The sequence below is a fragment of the Chitinophaga sp. CCNWYY40 genome, assembly GCF_037483205.1.
GTDB lineage: Bacteria > Bacteroidota > Bacteroidia > Chitinophagales > Chitinophagaceae > Chitinophaga > Chitinophaga ginsengisegetis.
This window is the reverse complement of record NZ_JBBHLF010000001.1, coordinates 1,326,678-1,346,497: the sequence shown is the minus strand read 5'-3', so window position 1 is coordinate 1,346,497 and position 19,820 is coordinate 1,326,678. Positions and strand designations below refer to the sequence as shown.

The 19,820-nt window shown below is 46.1% G+C and carries 13 protein-coding genes; 3 read left to right on the top strand and 10 right to left on the bottom strand.

Going from position 1 to position 19,820, the window contains the following annotated elements:
* Nucleotides 1–27: 27 nt before the first annotated feature.
* From V7S65_RS05435 to xylA, 7 genes are all read right to left on the bottom strand, one after another.
* The gene (locus tag V7S65_RS05435; RefSeq protein ID WP_336385944.1) at nt 28–981 is read right to left on the bottom strand and encodes a DUF5627 domain-containing protein; all 954 of its coding nucleotides are present in this window, start codon (nt 979–981) and stop codon (nt 28–30) included.
* A 54-nt stretch (nt 982–1,035) separates the two neighbouring features.
* On the bottom strand, nt 1,036–2,808 hold the full coding sequence (locus V7S65_RS05430) for a RagB/SusD family nutrient uptake outer membrane protein (protein ID WP_336385945.1): 1,773 nt from the start codon (nt 2,806–2,808) through the stop codon (nt 1,036–1,038).
* 21 nt (nt 2,809–2,829) lie between these two features.
* A complete protein-coding gene (locus tag V7S65_RS05425; protein ID WP_336385946.1) occupies nt 2,830–5,649 on the bottom strand; it encodes a SusC/RagA family TonB-linked outer membrane protein in 2,820 nt (939 codons plus the stop codon).
* 47 nt (nt 5,650–5,696) lie between these two features.
* Nucleotides 5,697–7,574: a RagB/SusD family nutrient uptake outer membrane protein gene (locus V7S65_RS05420; protein WP_336385947.1), complete on the bottom strand. Its 1,878-nt coding sequence runs from the start codon at nt 7,572–7,574 to the stop codon at nt 5,697–5,699.
* Between the two features lie 11 nt (nt 7,575–7,585).
* Nucleotides 7,586–10,723 carry a SusC/RagA family TonB-linked outer membrane protein gene (locus V7S65_RS05415; protein ID WP_336385948.1) on the bottom strand — a complete coding sequence of 1,046 codons (3,138 nt, stop codon included), beginning with the start codon at nt 10,721–10,723 and terminating at the stop codon, nt 7,586–7,588.
* A gap of 404 nt (nt 10,724–11,127) precedes the next feature.
* On the bottom strand, nt 11,128–13,053 hold the full coding sequence (locus V7S65_RS05410; protein WP_336385949.1) for a family 43 glycosylhydrolase: 1,926 nt from the start codon (nt 13,051–13,053) through the stop codon (nt 11,128–11,130).
* Between the two features lie 227 nt (nt 13,054–13,280).
* Nucleotides 13,281–14,609, bottom strand: coding sequence for a xylose isomerase (gene xylA / locus V7S65_RS05405; protein WP_079467844.1), 1,329 nt, complete (start codon nt 14,607–14,609; stop codon nt 13,281–13,283).
* Between the two features lie 138 nt (nt 14,610–14,747).
* Between xylA and V7S65_RS05400 the strand changes: the two genes are divergently transcribed.
* Complete coding sequence (locus tag V7S65_RS05400; RefSeq protein ID WP_079467845.1) at nt 14,748–15,590, top strand: AraC family transcriptional regulator; 843 nt, start codon at nt 14,748–14,750, stop codon at nt 15,588–15,590.
* A gap of 2 nt (nt 15,591–15,592) precedes the next feature.
* On the opposite strand, the gene V7S65_RS05395 is transcribed toward V7S65_RS05400, so the two are convergent.
* On the bottom strand, nt 15,593–15,817 hold the full coding sequence (locus tag V7S65_RS05395) for a hypothetical protein (protein WP_336385950.1): 225 nt from the start codon (nt 15,815–15,817) through the stop codon (nt 15,593–15,595).
* A gap of 9 nt (nt 15,818–15,826) precedes the next feature.
* A complete protein-coding gene (locus V7S65_RS05390; RefSeq protein ID WP_336385951.1) occupies nt 15,827–16,852 on the bottom strand; it encodes a hypothetical protein in 1,026 nt (341 codons plus the stop codon).
* Nucleotides 16,853–17,090: 238 nt separating this feature from the next.
* On the opposite strand from V7S65_RS05390, the gene V7S65_RS05385 reads away from it, so the two are divergent.
* Entirely contained in the window at nt 17,091–18,170 is a 1,080-nt protein-coding gene (locus V7S65_RS05385; protein ID WP_336385952.1) for a sensor histidine kinase, read from the top strand.
* Complete coding sequence (locus V7S65_RS05380) at nt 18,167–18,892, top strand: LytR/AlgR family response regulator transcription factor (protein WP_336385953.1); 726 nt, start codon at nt 18,167–18,169, stop codon at nt 18,890–18,892. Before V7S65_RS05385 ends, V7S65_RS05380 begins: the two co-directional genes overlap by 4 nt.
* A gap of 68 nt (nt 18,893–18,960) precedes the next feature.
* Here the strand turns inward: V7S65_RS05380 and V7S65_RS05375 are convergent, their stop codons facing one another.
* Complete coding sequence (locus V7S65_RS05375) at nt 18,961–19,623, bottom strand: family 16 glycoside hydrolase (RefSeq protein ID WP_111578580.1); 663 nt, start codon at nt 19,621–19,623, stop codon at nt 18,961–18,963.
* Between the last annotated feature and the right edge of the window lie 197 nt (nt 19,624–19,820).

Genomic DNA, 19,820 nt, shown 5'->3' with positions numbered 1-19,820 from the left:
TTACTTTAATTGTATCGGACAGAATAATTATTTACTTACCGGCGTAAATGTTTCCATTGTTACAGCCCGGTCCCTTGATACCAAAGTATCTGTGGTAGCCACCTGCATACCCGGTAAGGTTACCTGGTAATTGAGATAAAGCGCATCACGGTCTTTGCTACCCCAGCTGTTCTTCTCTCCTTTTTTTACAAACTGGCCGCTTCCGGTAGCCGTGAAACTCCCGTTGGCAGCGGAGATGGTACATTTACCACTGTCGTCGAACGTAAGCAGCAGGGTACAGTAAATATTAACGCCGTCTTTGTCTTTATAGACTACCGGGAATTCCAGTTCCTTCCGGGATCTGGTGTTCAGCATATTTACCTCATCCGATTCAACATATTCTTTATGCCTTACGATCGTTTGATTTACGCTTCCGGACACCACATCTTTTCCCCTGCGCAGATAGTTTCCGTGCCAGGTGTTCACATATTTGATAGCGTAAAGGATAAAGTCTTTTCCGCTCAAGATGGAGTCCGCACCTGATTTGTTGGTGATACGCAGCGGGATCACATAGGTATTCCTGATCGATTTGGGATCATTAAAAAAAGCATCTGTCAGCTGTACCTCTACTCCTCCTGCGAGGCCGCCTTCCGGGATAACAATTTCGTTTGCTGCCAGTGAATAGTAGCTGGCGGGCATGGGTAAGATTTCGTCTTTACCGGCGCCAAACAGCAACCCGTTTCCCAACAGGGAATTATCTACCGCAATGCCAACATGCAGGTCCTTTTTGCTGTAGTAAACACCGCCGGTTGTGGCCATGATCTTACATTTGCCCTGGTTGTCCAGTTCTGTACTGAACACATCTTCCCCGAAAGTAATCGTTCGCACCGGGTACTGGTAAGCGAAATACACCGTCTGGTATTCATAATCCGGGAATACTACCTCTTTGTTGCATGCTGCTGAAACAAAGAGCAGCATGATGGGTATTAAGAACTTTTTCATCTTTGTTAATTTCAAAAATCAAAGAAAAATTATTTAAGTATCAGGAGCATCCTGTTAGCGCCAGCCTTTGTTCTGTTCCAAAGATCCAAACTTGAGGATCTCCCCATACGGGATGGGACCATAGATCATGAACGGCTGGAACTGCCGGTTTTCCACGTTAATAAAGGCGTAATTATTATTGCGTATACTCACACCTTTGGCAGTTTCGCCAAGAGGCGCCTTCCAACGGCGAAGGTCCCAGAAGCGAAAGCCTTCAAAGCACAGTTCTATTCGCCGTTCATTCCTGATCAGCGTCCTCATTTGCTCCTTGCTGCCTCTCATTTCTTCGAGATAGGCGTCTCCGTTAGTAGTTCCTACCCCGGCCCTGTTACGGATCGCTTTGATAACATCATAAGCGGAGAATCCGAAGGCGCCGGTGCCTGTTGGCCCCCAGGCTTCATTGGCAGCTTCTGCGTAGTTGAGAAAAATTTCGGTATACCGGATATGTGGTTTGTAATGCCGTTGATTGTTCGCAGAGTTAGGATTCAGGTTAACATCCTGGCGCAACAACTTGCGCAGGTAGTAGCCGGTCCGGGTAGAAGTTTCTACTTTATTCAGCGCATCATTGGTGGGCCCATCTGCCGCAGTGTTGATCACTGTATTATTCGGGCCAGCGGTGCCGCCGTTAACCAAGATAAACATACGCAGCCGGGGATCGCGGCCCACATAGGGATTGGCAGGATCATAACCGCTGGCGGCATCCGTAATCGGAAGCCCGTTCGCCATTGGGAAAGCATCTACCAGGTTTTGTGTTGGATTGATGCGGCCATTGCCAAATAAGCTCGGTGGGAAATTAGCCTGCTCCAGATCACGGTTGTCGCCGTAGTTATTTCTCCAGAGTATTTCGGAAGGATTTGCCCCATCGGCTAATCCGGCAATTTCTGAAGCATTGGAATACCAGTTAAGACCATTTGCAGATAAAGCCCCCAGCCCGCCTTTCAGGGCAATTACTTCACCGGCGTAGTTTGCCGCGTCTGCCCAGGTGGTGGAGTTGCCCTCACCGCTGAAAGCCGGGCTGGCAGCCAGTAATGCCGCTTTCGACCGGATGGCCTTCGCAATACGGCCTGTGAGAAATCCACGGAAAGCGGAACCAAAGGCGCGGTCATATTGTTCCTTCGTTACAGTACCATACTTTGCGGGAATAAGCGCAGCACTGGCAATGTTTTCGTAATCTGTTGGAAGCAGCTGATCGGCCTGGGCAAGGTCACTGTAAATCTGCTTCATACATGCGTCAAAATTGCTTCTGGGCTTGTTGAAATCAGCATTTGGCCCCTGCACTTCAAGATTAATGGGTACGCCAAGTACAGCACCACTTTCAGACATGCCGGCGTGCGCCTGCAGCAGGTGATAATAGAAAAGGGCACGTAAGCCATGTGCTTCCCCTTTTACCCGCATAGCAAACAATTTGCTCACGGCAGGATCAGCCGCCCATTTCACGGTGTCAACATCCCGCAGCGTGATATTAAGATACTGAATAGCGGCATAAGCGTTGGTCCACTGGTTAAGCGGATTATTATTGGCGGTCCATTGTCCGTTTGCCATTTTCAGGAATGTATTGTTCTGATCATTGGTTACGGCATCGTCGGTAGCTACATCATTGAACGACCATGAATTTGTAGGGATACGGTTATAACCGTTGAGCAGCACGCCAAACGGAAGCCCTGCATCATTGGGATTATAATTTCCCGGATTCAGCTCCGGGTTATTTTCAATTTCCGGTGTCAGCAGATCCTTGCAGCTGGTCAGCAAAAGAACGGACGCCAGCAGCATGATGGTATATCTTTTCATAAAGTGGAAACTTGATTTAGATTAGAACATAGCTTTTACTCCCAGGTTATATAAGCGGGTTTGAGGTGCACTGCCGATGTTCATCTCCATCAATTTACGTTCGGCAGAAAGCGTCAGTAAATTGAAGCCACTCACGTACACACCCATTTCCTTCACTATTTTTTTATTGCCAATCAGATCGCTCATATCATAAGAGATCTGCACTTTAGCCAGGTCGATACGGTTAGCCTTGTACAGCCAGAAATCCGAGTTACGGAAATTGTTGTCGCTGTTGAAAGTGGTCAGGCGCGGGTATTTCGCTGACCCGGCTGTTTCCGGCGTCCAGCGGTCTCTTACCACTTCGGAATATTTGTCTTCTCCATCTACCCAGAACCAGGAGCTGTTCTTCATGCCGTAGGAACCGAAGCGGCCCTGGCCCAGCGCAAAGAAGGAGAACTGTTTCCATTTCACACTCACGTTTACGCCTAAGGTAAGCGGTGAGCCAAACCAGCCCCCACGGCCCAGGTACACTTCATCGCGTGTATCAATCACTCCATCTCCATTCTGATCTTTATACTTGATATCACCCGGTTTTACCTGGCCAAAAGTTTGGGAGGGAGAATTTTTAATATCATCTGCATCCTGGAAGAAGCCCTGGTGTTGCAGCCCCCATATCGCATCCAAAGGCCTGCCTTGTCTGTATTGGTAATTGTCTTCATAAGTTTCCGCGCGTTTTGTCGCGGTTGTTTTATAATAAGTTCCTACCAACCCGATGGAATAATTGATGGCAGATAGTTTCTTATTCAGACTGAGATTGAAATCAACCCCCATCCGTTTATCATCATTATAATTTATATAGGGGATGAAAGAAGATACCGGCCATCCGGTGGTGAAATAAGAAGGAAACAACACATTGGGCTGGATGATATTACCGGTAATTTTGTTGAGGAAGAAATTACCATCCAGTTTTATTAAGTTATGAAAGAAAGAACCCTCCAAACCGATACTGATCTCTTCCCTTTTCGGAAAACGCATATCAGGATTGGCTCCCCGCCTGGATTCTGTGGCTTGTACACCGGTACCATCCTTCCAGCCAAACCAGCTTCCCTGTGTGTTGGTATAAACACCCTGGTATAAATAGTAATTGTCAATATCCAGATCAGTATGCAGCACACCGGCGGAAGCGGTCAAACGCAGATCATCCACTCCCCGCACACCACGCATAAACGGTTCGTTACTCAACCGCCAGCCCAGCGACACGGTGGGTGAAAAAGCGGTGCGGTTGCCTTCCGGCAGCTTCGCGCTATGGACTACGGCTCCGCTGAAATCAATATAGTAAGTACGACTCAGGTTGTAGCCCAGCTGTAACCCGAGATTGGCGTTGCTGACACGGTGGTACACAGCGGATTCAGATTGCTGAAAGCCATTCACCAATAATACTGCGGAAAGATGATGCCTGTTGCCGATAGTGTTCACATAGTTGAACTGCCCGGAAGCTGCAATAGTTTGGCGGTACCAGCTGTTGCTTACATTCTGTACGCCGGAAGTAGCATCCTGCCCGTATTGCGTGAGACTGCTGATCAGATCCACGCCGGAATAGTTGTTCCAGGTGGGTGCATATACGGCATAAGTATTATTGAATGCCAGGTTATAGGAAGTGTTATAGTCAACAGCAAAGGTAGACCGGAAGGAAAGCCCTTTCAGTAAATTTCTCAGGTCTGCGTTCACGCCTGTGTTGAACTGGAATTGCCTGCTGATATAGCGGTTGTTTCCACCTGCATAGATGGCGGCAAACGGATTAGTTTGATCCAGCTGCGTTCCACCCAGCAAATATTTCCCATCAATAATATGGTTACTGTTCTTCACAAATACATTGGAAGCTTCATCCGTTGTTTCGATCATATCCAAAGGAATGAGCGGGGCAAAACGATGCGGACGCAAGGTAGCCGCGCTTTCCCAGTAATTGGTATTTACACCCCTGCCGGTATAGAAAATGGCGGAGGCATCCACATTACAGGAAATATACTGGTTGAGATTAACATCCACATTACCACGCAAATTGAGGCGATCGGATTTTCCATTGTCCACCGCTTCGCCAAAGTTGAGCAACGAACCGTTGGTCTGGTAACCGATATTGGTGTAATACCGCGCCTTATCATTTCCCCCGGAAATTTCTGCTGTTACATCATATCTGCCAAAAGCGTTTTTAAGATATTTGTCGGAGTAATAATCCACATTAGGATACCTGTATGGATTTTTACCTGCGGCATAATTATAAATCGTTTCGGGGCTATAAAGCTCGGCCAGTCCGTCGTTGCGGCGCGCTTCATTGTAAAGCGTCATGTACTCTGCTGATCCCAGGTAATGGGGATAGGCTTTGGGAACATTTACGCCGGCATTTGCCCGTATGTCGATCCGCTGATTGCCCGGGTTCCCTCTTTTAGTAGTAATGTACACCACTCCTTTTGCAGCCCTGCTGCCATAAAGCGCTACGGCATTCACTCCTTTGAGAAAAGAGATCTGTTCAATTTCTGTGGGCATTACATTTCCTGCTTCACGGGGTACGCCATCAATGACGAGCAGATAGCTCCCCATGCCCCACATACTATTTCCATTAAAACCATTTACCCAGCCGTCCATATTTTCCAGGCTGCTGGTCATATAGTTTAACTTCAGTTGTGATGCCACATCTACCGCGGAAACGCCTCCTGGCAGGTCTTTTCTATCCACCTTCCGGAATGCCACCTGTACCCGCTCGTCAGGCATATTGGAGATAGTTTTTGCCGTGGTATCCTGCGCCTGTAAAACCGGTGTCCCGCTTATCAGCGCCGCAGATACTATTAATGCTTTTATCTGATTCATGAATTTTTGAAATTAACAGTAAACGATACATGTAAGGGTTGCACGTTTTACCAACCCGGGTTCTGTGGGAATTCCAGGTACATATTGGCATCCGAATTTTTTAACGGCAGCCAGTAATGTTTTTCGGTATACCTGCGCTCCAGGATCACGGCCTCACGTAAATTGAGTACCCGGTTGTTCTTTGGATCTGCAGTACTGAACGATGGTGACCGGTCAAACTCCACAGATTTTTTCAGTGTGTAAGGACTTTGGATCAGCAACATCCATCTTCTCAGGTCATTGAAACGATGGCCTTCGAAAGACAGTTCCACCGCACGTTCGCGGCGTACTTCGCTCATGAAGCCATCCAGGGAAGCAGTGAAGCGGGCAGCCACACGTCCAACACCGGCCCGGTCGCGGATCACATTAATGGCGTCTACTGCTGTTTTAGCATAGTTACCGGCTTTGCCGGTGGCGGAGCCGTAGCCCTGCGCGGCTGCTTCTGCATACATGATGTATATATCTGCCAAACGCATATAAGGCAGGTGAATGTTAAGCGCCTTGTCGTAAGTCCAGCCATTATCAAAGCGGTTAGCAGTTATCGGAATAAACTTATAAAGCAGGTAACCGGAACGACTGCCGCTGCTGACGTCGCGGTAAGTTCCACCGGTATGCAGATTTGCATAACGGTTTCCTTCGTCGGTAGTGGCGCCCTGCACACATTTAACCCCGTCGAAAACAATATCGTTGTAGAAACGCGGGTCCCTGCCTCTCCATGGGTAAGCCGGGTCGTACCCTGATTCCGGATCCGCCTGTGTAATATCTTTAATAGGCAAGCCGTTAGCCATGCCGTAATAATCAACATAATTAGCCGTAGGAACGAAGGTGATGGCTTCTTCTGTGATCAAAGCCGGGCCGTATTGTTTGGCGGTACCATAGGTAGAACCATGTGCGCCATAATAAGGACTACGGAAAATAGCTTCCGTACCGCCGGGCATTAACCAGTTCTGGCCGGTGCTGTAGAAATTAGTATAGTACTTGGAGAATTCTACCAGCTTATAAGGCGCATCTCCCGACTCGCACAGCTGCAACAATTCACCAAATGCGGTGGCCGCTTTTTTGCAATATTCCGGGTTATATGTTTTGCTGCCGGTGGATACATAGTTCATCAACGGACTACCCGCCCACAAATAGTTTTTACCCAGGTAACCCAGCGCCATAATCTTATTAATACGCAGCTGATTTTTCCCCAGCGTTCTTTTTCCTGCGGTAGTATTATCCCAGTTTACAGGCAGCAGGTTTGCCGCCTCTCTGAAGTCGGCCGCGGCTTTATCTGCACACTCGCTGTATTTGAGACGTGGTAAGGTCAGCTTCTGATCGCCGGGAAGTACCTGGTCGATGTAAGGTAAACCACCGAAATACTGGATGAACATAAAATGAAACCATCCCCTGAAAAACAGCAATTGTCCTTTAATCAGGTCTTTCTCTTCCTGGGTGGCATCTGTTAGTTTATCAATATTTGCCAGGCCCATATTGGCTTTCCGGATACCGTACCATCCCAGTTTCCACATCGACTTTGCAAAGCGGTCGTCGTTGGTACTGGTATTATTCCGGTCCATCCAACCGGCCTGCCAGCCGTCGAACTGCGATTGCCAGCCCCAGAAATCGCCATTGTCTATTTTTACTATAAAGTGAAAATCGCGTGCGGTAGATTGAATTTCATCTTCTCCCCAGTTCCAGGAATTTGTCCAGTAAGCATTGGTAAAATCCGGTATGCAATGATAGAGTTCTTCGGTAAAGCCCTGAAAACTGATAAAGGTTTTAAATGCATTTTCTTCAGACACGATAGATTGTGGTTCCTTATCCAGGAACTTCTTGCAGGATGCCAGGCCAAGTACCATCACTATCCCGGCAAATGCAAGCAGCATCTTTGTATACTTATTCATAAAGATTATGTTTAGAAAGTAAAATTGGCCCCGAGATTATAACGCTTCACTGTAGGATAAGCTCCCTGCGATGCCCAGCCGGTACCTGCGAAATTTGATTCGCGGTCGTCCGGCATCTTGCTCCATGCCGCCAGGTTATTGCCGTTAAGATATATTCTCAGTGATTCAAGACCCGCCCGTTTTATAAATCCTTTATCGATTGTGTAGGCGATTTCAGCGTTCTTTAACCGCAGATAGGAACCATCATACATATATTGGGTACCGCGGTAATAACCTGCGGGCGTGGACAGCCAGCGTGGCATCGGTACATCTCCGTTGGTATTATTCTTCGACCAGTAACTGCCTTCGTTATAAACCGTGTGTCCCTGGGAACCCAAACTGTTGAATACCACCTGGCGGGTTACGTTATTCACGCCGTAGAATTGTACAAAAGCACTCAGCCCTTTCCAGTCCACGCCAAAGGTGGCGTTGTAGGTATTTGTGGGCCATCCGCTATGCCCATAGGGGATGTTGTCCCTTGCGTCAATCACGCCATCGCCGTTGTAATCAACGATGTAATAGTTGCCCGGTAGTTTCTGGTTGTCGTTGGTATTGTGCATGGTGCTGCCATAAAGCTCGTCCCATGTGTTGTAGTAGCCCTGGCTGACATAAGAATACGCCTGGCCAATCTGCATACCTTCTGATTTCTGATAAGCCGGCAGTAGTTCGGGGTTGTCGGCTTCGATGATTTTATTTTTGGTATGGGTCATGTTCAGGTCAGACCAAAGCCGGAGTTGTTTCCTGATGGGATAGCTGAAGTGCAGTTCCAGCTCATATCCCCGCGACGTTACGCGGCCAAGATTAGCCACCGGAGGAGTGGTGCCGTAGTAAGACGGAACAGACGACCTGTTGGCAAGCAATATTTTGGAGCGCTTATCTTCAAAGAAATCCACCTTACCTTTTATGAAACCTTTGAATAATTCAAAATCGGCTCCCACGTTAATTTTCTCTGCCTGCTCCCATTGCACATTTGGATTACCTACGGTAGATTCGCGGTACCAGTTGAACGGACTTTGCTCAGCTCCTTCGCCAGTGGTACCCAGCCGCGCCTGCCCGCCATAAGCCCACTCGGTCAGGTATAAGAAACGGCCCGCCACGTTATCGAAACCTGTTTGTCCGTATGAGGCGCGGAACTTCAACAGGTCCAGGAATTTTACGTTTTCCATGAAATGCTCATTGGATAAGATCCAGTTCACACCACCTGAAGAAAAGAAGGCAAACCGGTAATCAGGTGCAAACTTTTCCGAACCGTTATAGGCGCCGTTATATTCGATCGTGTATTTATTCTTGTAGTTGTAGGTAGCACGGAATACCCAATCTTCGCGGTACGAGGGAATCATGCTGCCACTGGCCGTAACATTGCGGTTCAGCAGTCCCATGGCGGTTACATTATGGTCATCTGCAATCGTCTTTGCATAATTTAACTGCAGCTGATAAAACAACCTCCGTTGATTATCCGTAACGGCGCCTGCTGCCGGCGACCACTTGATGCCTTCCTGGAAATCGAAATTGGTTACGCCATCGAAAGCGCTCTTGTAATATACATTTCCAGTGGCGGGGTCTATCCATTTGCGTTGTACATCGTGGTAAAGGTCATTCACCCCCCTGTCGCTTTCAACGAAAGTATTATCCATTGAAACAGTGGCATTGAATTTCAATCCGTCCACGAGCTTATCCAGGTTCTGTTCCACCGTGAAGTCGGTAGTGATGCGTGTAGTGGTCTGGTATTGAATACCACCCACTGCGAGGCTCCTTGCCGAGTTTTCTGCGCGTCCTTCATTTGGCGCATAGTAGCCCCAGGAGCCATCCGCATATACCGGCAGGAATACATCCGGCGCCGTAGTATAAGCGTCGATCCAGGAGCCATACTGATTACCCGAAAATCCCCACGGACTTTTCCGCACGCCATATGATCCGGAGAGATTTACTTTAAAGAGTGTAGAGGATGTCAATTGAAAATCCAGGTTGGAACGGACATTTAATCTTGTAAAACCGAAACCGGGTTTATACCCACGCCTGTTATCGTATATTTTAAAAAGATCGGCTTCATGCAGAAAATCTGCACTGGTGAAATATTTTACAAAACGGGTTCCTCCGCTGATGTTCAGGTTTGCATTTTGTGAGGTTGCATAATCCTTGAATAAGGTTTTTGCCCAGTCCACATTAGGATAACGCTCGGCCTCTTCCAGGTTGGCCGGGTTCCGGTATTTATCCAAAATAGCCTGTGGGTAAAAGTTGTTCCAGCTTTCAGGCTTTAATGCGAGTTCGTATTCTATGGCCTCATTAACAGTACGCAAAGCGTCGTACGAATCTGCCTTTCCGGGCAATTTAGAAGGCGCTTTCACAATATTATTTATGGTAGCACGGATAGAAGCTTTGCCCAGCTTTCCTCTTTTAGTAGTGATGAGGATAACACCGTTGGCGCCCCGCGAACCAAATACCGCCGTAGCCGAAGCATCTTTTAAAACCGTTACGGTTTCTACAGATCCGATATCGACACTGGACATTGGCCGCTCCACACCGTCTACCAGTATTAAAGGATTACTGTTATTCCAGGTGCTAAGTCCGCGGATGATCAGTTGAGGATCTTCTTCGCCGGGTAAGCCGGTGCTTTGGGCCGTAATAAGACCGGGTACATTTCCGGTGAGTGCAGCGCCGATATTCGACACGCCACCGGCCCGTTCCAACGTTTTACCATTGGTTTGTGAAACGGCGGCTACAACGCTCTCCTTTTTCTGCCGGCCATAACCTACGATCACCACATCTTCCAGACCAAAAACATTGTCTTTCATGGTGACCGAAATATTTGACTGGTTACGGATGTTTACTTCCTGCGGTGTTTTTCCTATAAAACTGAAAATAAGCACGTGTTTATCGGCAGGAACGCGCAGGAGAAATTTCCCATCATTACCTGTGCTGGTACTGATTTTTGTTTCTTTTATCTGTACCGTTGTACCGGGGATGGGCGTCTTTTTTTCATCCAGCACCACTCCCTGTACCACCCGTGTATCCTGAGCCTGTAAGGAAGACCAGGGGAGTGTAGCGGACAGCATTACTGCTGTCACAACAAGCCATTTCCATGACTTTGGAGAAAGAATCATTTTAAACATGGAATTCAAAATATTTAATGTTAGGGCAATAAGGGGTTCTGACAGCCAATACAGAACTATCACACCGGCATACCCGGCGGGAACAATGAAATGTGATAAAAAGCAGGACCCCTAAAGTGATTTATCGGATGCTACCCATTAAGTGTTGGAACTGAAAATGATTATAACGGGACGTGGTACCCCGGGGGACATTCAAATTTCATAAGTAATCATTTAGTGTTAAATTGACAATTTTTCATAACGGTATCGTTGTAGCCGTTCAGGTGGAGCTGAAACAAAAAACAACAGACGAATCTACAATAGCCCTGTTTATATGAATGGTACGAATCTCCAAAAGGATGGCAATAATGTCTAAATAACGTACAGATGCTGGTTAGCAACCAGTACGGTCCTTAAAATCCGGATTATTTTTTCCCCGTTCTTAACAAGCGGATACTCTTAATAAATATCTCCTGTGAGGCGCCTGCCGGGAACCTGATAAAGAGGTCATGCTGACCAGAAAGATCTTTATTCCGCAAAAGAGTCCGTCCGGAAAGTTGGCCGGGTTTAACCGGAACGCCGGCAATTTGTTTACCGTTCTCCAGGTCGTCAACCAACACTTTCAGTTCACCACTTTTAGTAGCAGCAGCCATTATCTCAATTGCCCGGGCTTCTCCGGCGGTACCGAAATCTACTCCTGATATCATCAGCCAGCCACCGTGCGTCGAAAAATTAGTGACTACCCAATCATCCCCTCTCTTTACTTTATGTGTACCATATTGATTGCTGCTTCCAATGGCAGGCAAGGCGGAAAATCCATCTTTGCAAACAAAAAAATCGAAATCAACCGGGCCATGTTCCGCAAACAAACCAATACTGGTACCTACCCAACTGTTAAAATTGGGCTGGGCTTTATCCAAAGCCACGGCACTGAGAGGCGCGCCCACTGACGTCCAGTTTTTACCATCCGTACTGAAAAAGCCACTCAGCTGATGTTCCCACCTTTCCAGTTTAAGCCAAACGTTTCCTCCTTTATTATAAGGTAGCTCCCGCAACGCGGAGTTCAACTGAAAAACAATTCTCCCCTGCGTATAGTAAAGGCGGGCATATACAGTTTGGTTGCCATTGGTAAGGTAAATGCCGCCATTTGCTGCCGGCGCATCGGCGTCGAGACGGGTAACGGCTGAATAGAAATGATCTGTTTCCTTTTGCAGGAGGTGGGTTCTCCCGCTGTCGGGAGATAAACGGATCCAACCTTTCCGGTGCGCCAGGGAATACTGTGCTGCTGCAGGTTTTGTGAGGAAATGCCACCAGGCTCCGAGGCTGTCTGTATCAAAATGATCAGTACGTACACTGCGCCAGGGAGTGTTGTCGTTATCCAGTGCGGGCTTAACTACCGGGCCGCTAACCGGTGGCGCTCCCCAGGGACGGTCGCCCTCCCATAGTACCTGGTATAAAGAAGTTTGTCGTCCCATACCAGACCAATCATCCTGATCTCTTTTCTGATAGCTCTGCCCGATCGTCCACCAGGTACCATCCGCCAGTTGAACGGGTGCTGAAATATGATTGGGACGGGCAAAAGTATTGTGCGGGTCAGGGCTTGGTTTGAAAAAATTGCCCAGCCGTTCCCATTTAGTGGAATCGGCCGTGAGGGCTGTTGCCCGCAAAACATACTGACCACCGGATACGTCGCCGGCCGGGAAGTAGTAGTAATATCCATTGCGTTTACACATTACGGGGCCTTCTGCCCAGCTGTATTGCAGGTTTGCATTCATCCAATCCAGGTTGATCACTGAATCCGTGAGCTGGCCGTCCTGCCCAAGCGCCTGCAAGCGGTTTACTTTCTGGCCATTTTTAATTACCATGTATGGCTTTCCGTCGTCATCTACAAAAATGGAGTTATCGTAGCCGAGTGGTCCGGTCTGAGGATTATCCTTTACCCGCACCGGGGCTGTCCACGGACCCTGTGGCGCAGCTGCTTTGGAAAACCATTGTCCGCCGGAAGAAAAATAGATCCAATAGGAGCCATAAAAATACGTGATGGCGCCCTGCCATACGCCGGCACCGGGGCGGTCTGCCACCATACCTGTATTTGCCGGCGGCAATACACGGCTGATCACTTTCCAATGTACCAGGTCTTTGGAATGATAAATGGGCAGGTAGGGATTGAAATGAAAAGAAGAGCCACAGTGATAGAAGTCCTTTCCCACCTTCAGCAGGGTTGGATCGGGATGATCTCCTGGCAGAACAGGATTGATATAGGTATTCACTGCCGAATAAAAATGTGTGGAATCTGTTTCAACGGGCGGCTTCCTGCCAGGGCCTCTTTGCTGGGCCAGCCCGTTTTGCATCGTCAGGCTAAAAAATAAAATGACAAAGACAATCGGTTTTAGTAACATTTCGTAAACGTGGTTTTTTGTAGCGGTAAGATAATTCCGCGTTCCTCCAACCGGCGGGTACAAATGTTGAAATGAAGGGTAAAAATGTTTTATCCGGCAGTCTGCCACTCATTTCTTACAAAAAAAACTCCGCCGGTTAAGTACCGGCGGAGTCAGGAATGTTTTTTTATAAAAACGCCTTACAGGTAATTATTGATGATATTTTCCAGGTACTCCTGTCTGCCGCTTCTTACCGCCGGTTCTCCCTGGGCGATAGCAAAAGCGCGCAGTTCTTCCAGGCCGGCTTTTCCTGATTCAAAGGCTTTTGCTGTATCAACGCTGAAAGAGGCATAACGTTCCTGGCGGATTTTGCGGTAGTCGCTTTTCTCCAGGATTTCATCCGCAGTGATCAGGGCGCGGGCAAAGCTGTCCACCCCACCGATATGAGCGTAGAAAATATCCGCAGGATCGGTAGAGTTTCTCCTGATCTTCGCATCGAAGTTGATACCGCCGCCTTTAAAGCCACCGCCTTCGAGGATAATCAACATGGCCTCAGTAAGCTCGTTGAGGTTGGTGGGGAACTGGTCGGTATCCCAGCCATTCTGGTAGTCGCCCCTGTTGGCGTCCATGCTTCCGAGCAAACCGGCGTCTATGGCTACCTGCAGCTCATGCTGGAAAGTATGGCCAGCCAGTGTTGCGTGGTTCACTTCGAGGTTAAGTTTAAAGTCGTTCAGCAGGTCGTACTGACGAAGGAACCCGATCACCGTTTCTGCATCATAATCATATTGGTGTTTGGTAGGCTCGCAGGGCTTGGGTTCAATAAAGAATGTACCGGTAAAGCCATTTTTGCGGGCATAATCCCTTGATGCCTGCAGGAACCTGGCCAGGTGTTCCTTTTCCCGCTTCATATCTGTATTTAACAGGCTCATATATCCTTCACGGCCGCCCCAGAAAACATAGTTCTCTCCACCAAGTGCAATCGTGGCATCGAGCGCCGCTTTTACCTGGGCTGCTGCATGGCTCAATACGTGGAAGTCAGGATTGGTGGCCGCGCCATTCATATAACGGCGGTGACTGAACAGGTTGGCGGTACCCCATAATAACTTAACGCCACTCTCCTCCTGTTTCTGTTTCAGGTACTGCGTAAGCGTTTGCAGGCGCTTTTCATTTTCCGCGATGTCGTTTGTGTAGTCAACCACATCAACATCATGGAAGCAGTAATAAGGAAGATTGAGTTTGGTAATCAGTTCAAAAGCGGCATCCGCTTTGTCTTTTGCGCGGGCAACAGGATCTGCGTTCTTATCCCATTCAAAGATGTGTGTTGCTTCGCCAAAGGGATCGGCGCCGGTTCCGTTAAAGGAGTGCCAGTAAGCAACAGCGAAGCGCAACCATTCTTTCATTGGTTTGCCGGCCACTACTTTGTTCTCATCATACCAGCGGTAAGCTAAAGGATTATCGGTACGTGGTCCTTCAAATTTAATGGCATCAATGCCTGCAAAAAATTCTTTCTTTCCTGTAATTATTTTCATATCCGTGTTTTAATAACGCAAATATGACGGGAATTTAAAGGGCTGGCAACCGTTATTTTTGAAAGAAAATATGCTATCTTATCAATAATTTGATAAATTTATCCATTTATATGATAAGATGGGTTATCTTAAGTCTGCATGAAAACGATTCTTCAGAAAATCACTAATGATTCCAGTCAAAGCTTCGCCTGCCGTATTTATGAAACGCCGCAATTTGAAACCAACTGGCATAAGCATCCTGAATACGAATTGATCCTGATATTAAAAGGTAATGGAACGGCCATGATCGGCGATTATGTAAGCGACTACACGGTGAACGATGTATTCTTTATGGCTGGTAATCTTCCGCATTGGTTCAGAAAAAGTCATCCTAAAATGAAGGGAGCCGCCCTGGTTATACACTTCACCCGGGATTGCTGGGGAGATGGGCTGCTGCAAATGGCGGAAATGAAAACCATACAATCCCTGTTGCAAAAGAACAACGGCATCCAGCTGGAACACGCCCTTAAAAAGGAGGTGTCGGAAAGCATGCAGCAGATACACCATGAAAAAGGCTTTGATAAACTGATCCTTTTACTGCAATGCCTGCATAGAATAGGTCATTCAACCCAATATAAAATACTGGCAGAAGATTTCACCGATACAGGCAATGTGCTCAACCCCGTCATCGAGAAAATTATTGATTTCTCTTTTAAACACTATCTCGAAAAAGTGACCCTTGAGGAAGTGGCTGCTATTGCAAACATGAGCGTGCCCAACTTTTGCAGGTTCTTCAAAAAAAATATCAAAAAAACCTATTTCGATTTCCTGAGAGATCTGCGTATCAGTCATGCCTGTAAACTGCTTACTGCCACTACACAGCCGATACTGGATATCTGTTATGAAAGTGGTTATAAAAGCTGGGCACACTTCAGTAAACAATTCAAAGAAGTAAAACAGCAAACGCCGAGTGAGTACCGGAGAACGTATTTGTACGAATGAATCTATTTACCAACATCCATAGGTAAATAAATACAGCAATGACCGTTTTCTTTAAGACAGCTGATAATATCAGCTGTCTTAAAGAAAGATCCTTCCACCCTCATGATCTTGTCTTCATCTTCCAGATCAAAAGTTATCCTCAGGCATGGATACATCTGCAAGAGATCATTGATGATCTCTTTGGTTACATCTGCTGACTGAACATCTGTTTTGAAAACATTTACCATAAATGCATATTATTTCTTCTTCCCTATCAGGGAAAAAGGATTGAATGATACGCCCACGTTAAAATAAAAAGTTGGATCCGGGGTGGTTTTGAATACCGGTGAGCCGAATGAATCTTCTTTACGGAAGATCCTGCCGGATGGGATTATCCTCATCCCTGTTTTTGCCGTGAACACAAAATATTTTACAATGAGATGTTCGTAAGTTAACCCGGAGTTGATATCCAACTGCCTGTATTCATACTTTTGAGAGGTGCCATCTATATTGTACAGGTAAAAGGAGGTTCGATCCATCTCTGCCCCCAATGATACCCTGCCATTGGTGAATACGGGTTTTCTCAGGTAAACACTTCTTGGGAGAACAACATCTGCGATCAGCCCATTACTGAATTTATGCTCATAGGAGAAAGTTGGTATGATGGGACTTTGGGCACTCGGATCAATACTAATGAGTATGCCGGCAGTCATTTTTGTACGTTGATTGGCTTTCAGGATCATGGTACCTGTGGCCATTCCTTTCACCCTTTCAAGATACTTCTCACTTCCATCTACCAAAATACTGGAAGTATAGATGGTGCGTTTATTAAACAAAGTTGAAAAAAAAGTAAAGTTGACAGATGAAAAAAGATAATGAAAATCGCCGTCAACATTTTTGACTGTTCCTCCAACAGAGGGTACTAAACCGGCTTCCGCAGTGGTATACCTGTAGCCCACAGTAGCACCCAATAGCCAGTTTTTTCTTTTTATAAAGTTGATATTGGCGCTCACTTTAGCCTGCGAGAAACTGTTAACCTTACTATCCGGCAACGACTTCCCTCCTCTTTCCGAAGAAAAGTTATACGGAGCAACATGGGTAAATTCTATATTGAAGGGACGTATAACAGTGAATTTATCGGCCGCATAGGCCACTACCCGTTTGGATATATTCACGCTTTCCTTAGCAGCGCCGGGAATACTGTCCCGCGTCTGTGAAAAACTTTCTGCCGATAAAGTCAGCAAACCTAATACTAATGGTACTGCATTTTTCAAAACATCCATCTTCTTTATTTTATACTTTTAATTATAGATCAGGGGAAAAATTATTGTTGGCGAAGTGGAACAAAGAAAGGATTAATACCATAGCAGTTTTCCTTTTTTATACCAAGCCGGTTACATTTTATATTAAATCCTTTCGCGCCGGAATTTGGTATAAGAATAGGGGTGGTTTGTATAATATCCGGTAACTGCCGGATATATCGTTTTATCTTTGTGCAGGTTTAAGAAACCCTGGAATATCATGAAACACGAACACCCGGAGTTAAAGGAAAGGAAGATTATACAGCTGATCGTTGACGACCGGTACAAGTTTTTACGTCATGCGGTGTTGTTACTTGGATCTCTGGCTATCATTTACAATACCACCCCGGTTTTACAATACTCCGGGACCTACAGGTATTTCAGGTTGCTCTGCGTGTATGGAGCGCTGATAACAATGTGCTACATCAACATGAATGTACTGGTGCCCAGGTTTTTCTTCAAGGGTTGGTACATAAGCTACCTGGCACTCCTGGTTTTACTGGTATTGGTGTTTATGGTACTGATGTTCGTATTATTAAATATGTTTTCCTCGTATGCGCAATTGCCGGCGAACCTGTCTGTCCCTGCCGGTAAAATGGGATTCTATGAAGGAACAATCCTCTTAACACCGATTATCCTGGTCACTACTATGATCAAGCTGTTCCAGCGATGGATGAGGGACAATGAAAGAATTACGGAGTTAAGGAATATCACCCTGACTATGGAACTAAACGAATTGCGGAACCAGATCAATCCGCATTTCCTGTTTAACATGCTCAATGGAATCAGGGTGCTTATGCGCAGCGATCCGGAGAAAGCCGATATTGTTATTATGAAACTATCCGAATTTCTTCGCTACCAGCTTTATGAGAACAATGAAGAAAAAACACTGCTGAGGTCCGAGATCAATTTCCTGTCCAATTTCCTTGATCTGGAAAAAATCAGAAGAGATAACCTGTCGGTCAGTATCGAAAATCATACGGCTGCTTCAGCCCTGAATCGTATCTTTTTACCACCTAACCTTTTCACTACCTTTGTTGAAAATGCTATAAAGCACAGTGTAAACATAAGCGGGGCGGAATCCTACATCAGGATAAGCATAACCGTTAGCGATGATAAACTTTACTTCCAATGTGTTAATTCGACAGACCCCGGATATATACCCTCCGATGAAAAAAACAGTGGATTAGGCTTAGCAAACATAAAAAGACGGCTTGAACTTTTATATGGCGATAATTGTGATCTTGAAATTACTTCTTCAGAAAATGAGTATAATGTAAAACTAACAATACCGTTATGAACTGTATCATTGTAGATGATGAGCCACTGGCAAGAGAACAAATGCAGACATTGATCAAAGAAGTATCCCGGCTGGAGATATTGGGAAAGTTCACCAATGCTCTCACTGCCCTGGACTTCTTAAAGGAAAATGATGTAGATCTTATTTTTCTCGATATTGAAATGCCGATGGTAACGGGATTACAGTTTGCCGCACAACTGCCCAGGCAAACGCTTACCATTTTTACAACCGCTTATCCGCAATACGCATTAAAGAGTTACGAGCTGGATGCCATCGACTACCTCCTTAAACCCATAGAAAAGTCGAGGTTGGAGAAAGCAATCAATAAAGCGGAGGTATATAGAAAATTGCTTTCAGATGATACCGAAAAGAGTATTATTGAGTCCAATACAGTTGCTTTCTTACTGATTAAGTCAGAGCGGAAATTCCATAGGGTCAATTTTGCCGATATCAGGTTTATAGAGGGGCTGAAGGATTATGTGGTCATGTATGTTGGTAACCAGAAGCTTATTACTGCCATGAATTTAAAAACCATTCACCAGAAGCTGCCCCAGCACCTTTTCCTGCGGGTCAGCAAGTCCTATGTAGTGAATACAAAATATATAGATTCCTTTGATCACCGCAATATTTACCTCAGCGAATTTGAGATCCCCCTCGGCGAGGTATATAAAAAGGATTTCTTTTCGGTTTTCTCAGGTGGCTCACTCAATCCGGAAGAGTGAGCTGTTTATACTGAGAACCTTTTTAAACGGTGAATACTACAAGATCAATAAAGCAACTGTGTTGCCCTTTATTCTTTAACAATTTTGAGGTCTTTAAAGTATCCCTCTGTGCCCACATCCACCCATAAACCAATACCACCCGATGCATCAGGTCCATGTTTCAGGTCGCTGACAATGAGAGATGGTTGTTTGTTTCCATTCAGAAAAAGCTTCGCCTGGTTTTCTTTTACCACTATTTTCATGGTGATCCATTCATTGAGGCCCATGTCGGCATATGACTCATAAACGCCTGGCGATTCTTCACGAAGGCGATCAAAGGCGTAATTGGGATAGGAAAAATACTGTATGGCGTGATTCCTCCTTAACTGATCCTCTGCTCGTCCGTTAGTGGGCCGTATGTAGATAGCTTCAAACTTACTATTTTCCGGGTTAATTCTAAAGGCAATGCCAATAAAGCCACGCGAAGTCTTCGAGGCGTCTTTCAAAAGTTTGCTGAGCACTTTTACTGTGATCGTTCCGTTCCTGAAATCGCTGTTTTTCAATTTTGCAAAAGTAGGCTCGTCAGCGTCTTTTACAGAAGAGTCTTTGATAACCTTTACGCCGTTTTTTTCAATTGACATTTGTACACTTACGGCCTCCAATGTGTTTACATTCAATGTTGCCGTCTGTCCGCGGGCGTTCCCGGACATAAGTAGTATACCACTTGCAAGTAATGAGAAGATGTATTTCATTTCGTTAGTATTAATTTAGAAATCACCGGAGGGCTTCCCGGAAAAACAGGCAATCAGATCCCAATATACCATAACAGATGCAAACATCTTTACTTTCCATAATTATTACTGTCAACTTGTATACTTTATTGCAGAGCCCCTTTACCATCGCGGCATACCTTTATTATTAACGTATTATTATCATTGCCCTCATGATA

Excerpts from the sequence above, each read along its gene's own strand:
- V7S65_RS05435 (WP_336385944.1), bottom strand. The coding sequence starts at position 981 with ATGAAAAAGTTCTTAATACCCATCATGCTGCTCTTTGTTTCAGCAGCA.
- V7S65_RS05430 (WP_336385945.1), bottom strand. The coding sequence starts at position 2,808 with ATGAAAAGATATACCATCATGCTGCTGGCGTCCGTTCTTTTGCTGACC.
- V7S65_RS05425 (WP_336385946.1), bottom strand. The coding sequence starts at position 5,649 with ATGAATCAGATAAAAGCATTAATAGTATCTGCGGCGCTGATAAGCGGG.
- V7S65_RS05420 (WP_336385947.1), bottom strand. The coding sequence starts at position 7,574 with ATGAATAAGTATACAAAGATGCTGCTTGCATTTGCCGGGATAGTGATG.
- V7S65_RS05415 (WP_336385948.1), bottom strand. The coding sequence starts at position 10,723 with ATGTTTAAAATGATTCTTTCTCCAAAGTCATGGAAATGGCTTGTTGTG.
- V7S65_RS05410 (WP_336385949.1), bottom strand. The coding sequence starts at position 13,053 with ATGCAAAACGGGCTGGCCCAGCAAAGAGGCCCTGGCAGGAAGCCGCCC.
- xylA (WP_079467844.1), bottom strand. The coding sequence starts at position 14,609 with ATGAAAATAATTACAGGAAAGAAAGAATTTTTTGCAGGCATTGATGCC.
- V7S65_RS05400 (WP_079467845.1), top strand. The coding sequence starts at position 14,748 with ATGAAAACGATTCTTCAGAAAATCACTAATGATTCCAGTCAAAGCTTC.
- V7S65_RS05395 (WP_336385950.1), bottom strand. The coding sequence starts at position 15,817 with ATGGTAAATGTTTTCAAAACAGATGTTCAGTCAGCAGATGTAACCAAA.
- V7S65_RS05390 (WP_336385951.1), bottom strand. The coding sequence starts at position 16,852 with ATGGATGTTTTGAAAAATGCAGTACCATTAGTATTAGGTTTGCTGACT.
- V7S65_RS05385 (WP_336385952.1), top strand. The coding sequence starts at position 17,091 with ATGAAACACGAACACCCGGAGTTAAAGGAAAGGAAGATTATACAGCTG.
- V7S65_RS05380 (WP_336385953.1), top strand. The coding sequence starts at position 18,167 with ATGAACTGTATCATTGTAGATGATGAGCCACTGGCAAGAGAACAAATG.
- V7S65_RS05375 (WP_111578580.1), bottom strand. The coding sequence starts at position 19,623 with ATGAAATACATCTTCTCATTACTTGCAAGTGGTATACTACTTATGTCC.